At 35.2% G+C, this 3,054-nt stretch carries 2 protein-coding genes and 1 pseudogene; 1 reads left to right on the top strand and 2 read right to left on the bottom strand.

Features of this window, described 5'->3' with window-relative positions; translation table 11 throughout:
* Positions 1-40 precede the first annotated feature (40 nt).
* Positions 41-1,909: pseudogene (ligA, locus tag Q7P05_RS07000) on the top strand (NAD-dependent DNA ligase LigA); the annotation flags it as partial.
* Between the two features lie 122 nt (positions 1,910-2,031).
* On the opposite strand, the gene Q7P05_RS07005 reads toward ligA, so the two are convergent.
* Positions 2,032-2,556 (bottom strand): hypothetical protein, encoded by a 525-nt coding sequence (locus Q7P05_RS07005; RefSeq protein WP_303931320.1) that lies wholly within the window; start codon positions 2,554-2,556, stop codon positions 2,032-2,034.
* Between the two features lie 26 nt (positions 2,557-2,582).
* The coding region (locus tag Q7P05_RS07010) for a hypothetical protein (protein ID WP_303931322.1) at positions 2,583-3,054 on the bottom strand (472 nt) is incomplete at its 5' end.

A 3,054-nucleotide genomic window follows, 5' to 3' on the forward strand; every position in this document is an offset into this window, starting at 1 on the left:
AGGAAGAAAAGAAACTTAGATAAATATTTTAAAAAAGGCAACAGCTCATCCTGAATATATTGTGCCATCATCTCCAACACAACGGGTAGGCATGAAGGTGGAAGGTTCTTTTGAAAAGGTCGTCCATGGCCGCCCTATGTTGAGCTTATCTAATGTATTTAGTGCTGATGAAGTACGTGCATTTGCTAGTCGTGTAGAGAAGGAATTAGGTCATAAGCCTTCTGCTTATGTGGTAGAACTTAAAATCGATGGTTTAGCTGTTAATTTGCACTATGAGAACGGCATGTTTGTACGTGCCGTAACACGTGGTGATGGTCGCGTTGGTGAAGACGTAACTGCTAATGTGCGTACTATTAAATCCATTCCTTTATATCTAGAGGATGCGCCAGAATTTATCGAGGTTCGCGGTGAAGCGTATATGCCTCATAGCGAATTTAAACGTATAAATGAAGAACGTGATGAAGAGGGCTTGCCTACCTTCGTAAATCCTCGTAATGCAGCAGCTGGTTCTTTGCGTCAGCAAGATCCTGCCATTACAGCTAGTCGTAATTTAGCATTCTTTGCCTATGCAATCGGTTCTGAAGTGGGGGCTAATATTCATAGCCAAGAGGAATTGCTACAAAGTCTAGAAACGTTTAAGTTTTCTGTAAACCCTCATTACCGCGTATGCAAAACAATTGACGAGGTCATAGAGGCTATTAATTATTGGGGTGAAAAGCGCCATGAGTTGCCATACGATACAGATGGTATGGTAATTAAGGTCAATAGTTTTGATGACCAAGAGGTACTTGGCAGTACTGCGAAGGATCCTAAGTGGGCTACAGCTTACAAATATCCGCCAGAAGAGGTAGAGACCATTCTTAAGGATATTACTATTAATGTGGGGCGTACGGGGGTTCTTACTCCAACTGGTGAATTGGAATCTGTATTCGTATCCGGTACAAATGTAAGTCGTGTTACATTACATAATCAAGACTTCATCAATGAAAAAGATATTCGCATTGGTGACCACGTTATCATTCACAAGGCGGCTGAAATTATTCCAGAAGTTATCCGCGTAGTTCCTGAAAAACGAACTGGTTCTGAGGTGCCTTTCACAATTCCTAATACATGTCCTGTATGCGAATTTCCTGCAGTTCGACGTGAAGGTGAAGCCGCTGTTCGTTGTACCAATAAACATTGTCCTGCCATTGAAAAGGAACAAATTATCCATTTTGCATCTCGCGATGCTATGAATATAGATGGCCTTGGTCCTAGCATTGTAGAAAACTTGATTAATAATAAGTTAATTGCTAATGTGGTTGATTTATATCATTTAACAGTAGAACAATTAGTTACTATGGATCGGATGGGTAAGAAATCTGCAGAGAATTTGGTGAAAGCTATCGCAGACTCTAAAACTCGTGGATTAGACCGCGTATTGTATGGCCTCGGTATTCGCCTAATTGGATCTAAAGCAGCCGGCACAATTGCTAACGTTGTGAAATCTATGGAACGATTCTTGACAATTACTAAAGAAGAATTGGTGGCGGTAGAAGAAATCGGTCCTACAATGGCAGATAGTATTGTTGAATACCGTCAAGATCCTGCTCATGTAGAAATCATTGAAGGTTTAACAGCGGCAGGACTTAAGATGACTGTAGATGTTGTTGAAGCAGCAGGCAACCAAATGGAAGGCGAAATCGTCGTTCTCACAGGTAAACTTGAAATTATGGGCCGCAGTGAGGCTGGTAAGATTCTTGAAGCTCATGGGGCTAAGGTGACAGGTTCCGTCTCTAAGAAAACAACCCTTGTTATTGCTGGCGAAGACAGTGGTAGTAAGCTTACTAAAGCAAATGAATTGGGTATTCGTGTTATGAATGAAGAAGAGTTTGTAGAACTATTAAAAGAATTAGGAGAAGTTAATTAATTTTTTGATGGGGCCCGTTAGCTTTTCTATAAATTAGTCCCATCAAAAAATTGTATCCTTTATAAAATGAAGCCCAAAATAATCATAATATATAAATTATGGCTATTTTGGGCTTTAAATAGTTAGAACTTCTGATTTAGGGCAGGTGGATTAAAATACTTATTATATGATTTATAAAATGTAAACATAGCTGCTGTATATGCTGGAGAGAGAAGTGTAGGAGTAGTTATACTTTCAGAATAAGGCGTAATAGATATTGCTGTACCATCAAAATTATATATTTGCATAGAATTTATTCGATATTTTACACCTGCATCTTTTAAGATTTTATTTGTAAACTCAGTTTTATTTTCACTTTTTTCTAAAGTAGAACTTACATTATTATTGTAGTCATAGAAATATGTACTATTTAATTGAGCTATTGCATTATTTCTATAGTCAACCAAATATAGTGAGGAATTTATAACGTAATATGGAGGCGCATATCTTATAACATTTATACTGTTTATATCAATATAGCCATCTCCCTTATTATCAGCATATATGTATTTAAATTTTGATGGATTATCTTTTATTTCTTGGAGAGAAATAGCGTTAGTTGTTAGTGGAAGTAAAATTAAAAATATAGCAAATAAAAATTTAATCATAATATTACGGTACTCCTTAATGAAACTTAGAATTTTTGGATCTTTGAAGGTAAGTTAAAATACATATTATAAGATTTATAAAAAGAATACATCGCTGATTCATATGCTGGTGACAATATTTTAGGAATTTTCGGCCCTTTGTTAGTTGTAATTGGTCCTTCATATAATTCACCATTGTAATTATAAATAGTTAGAATATTTGTCTGATATTTAACACCAGCATATTTTGTAACTTGATTACCAAATTCTGCTTCTGAATGAGTTTTATTTAATAAGACTGAAACATTATTACTATAGTCATAAAAGTATGTATTATCTAGTTCTGAAATTACATTATATTGATAGGAAACCAAATAAGCTGTAGATTTTATAATATAATAAGGTGGAGCATATCTAATAACATTAATAGAGTCATTATTAACATATTGATCACCTAAACTATCAGAGTATACTAGTTTATACTTAATAGGATTATTTCTTAATTCATTTAATGATATA

This window comes from Veillonella dispar (assembly GCF_937975875.1).
Taxonomy (GTDB): domain Bacteria; phylum Bacillota; class Negativicutes; order Veillonellales; family Veillonellaceae; genus Veillonella; species Veillonella dispar_B.

What these genes read in the sequence shown, in the direction of transcription:
- Q7P05_RS07005 (WP_303931320.1), bottom strand. Translation starts at nt 2,556, where the DNA reads ATGATTAAATTTTTATTTGCTATATTTTTAATTTTACTTCCACTAACA.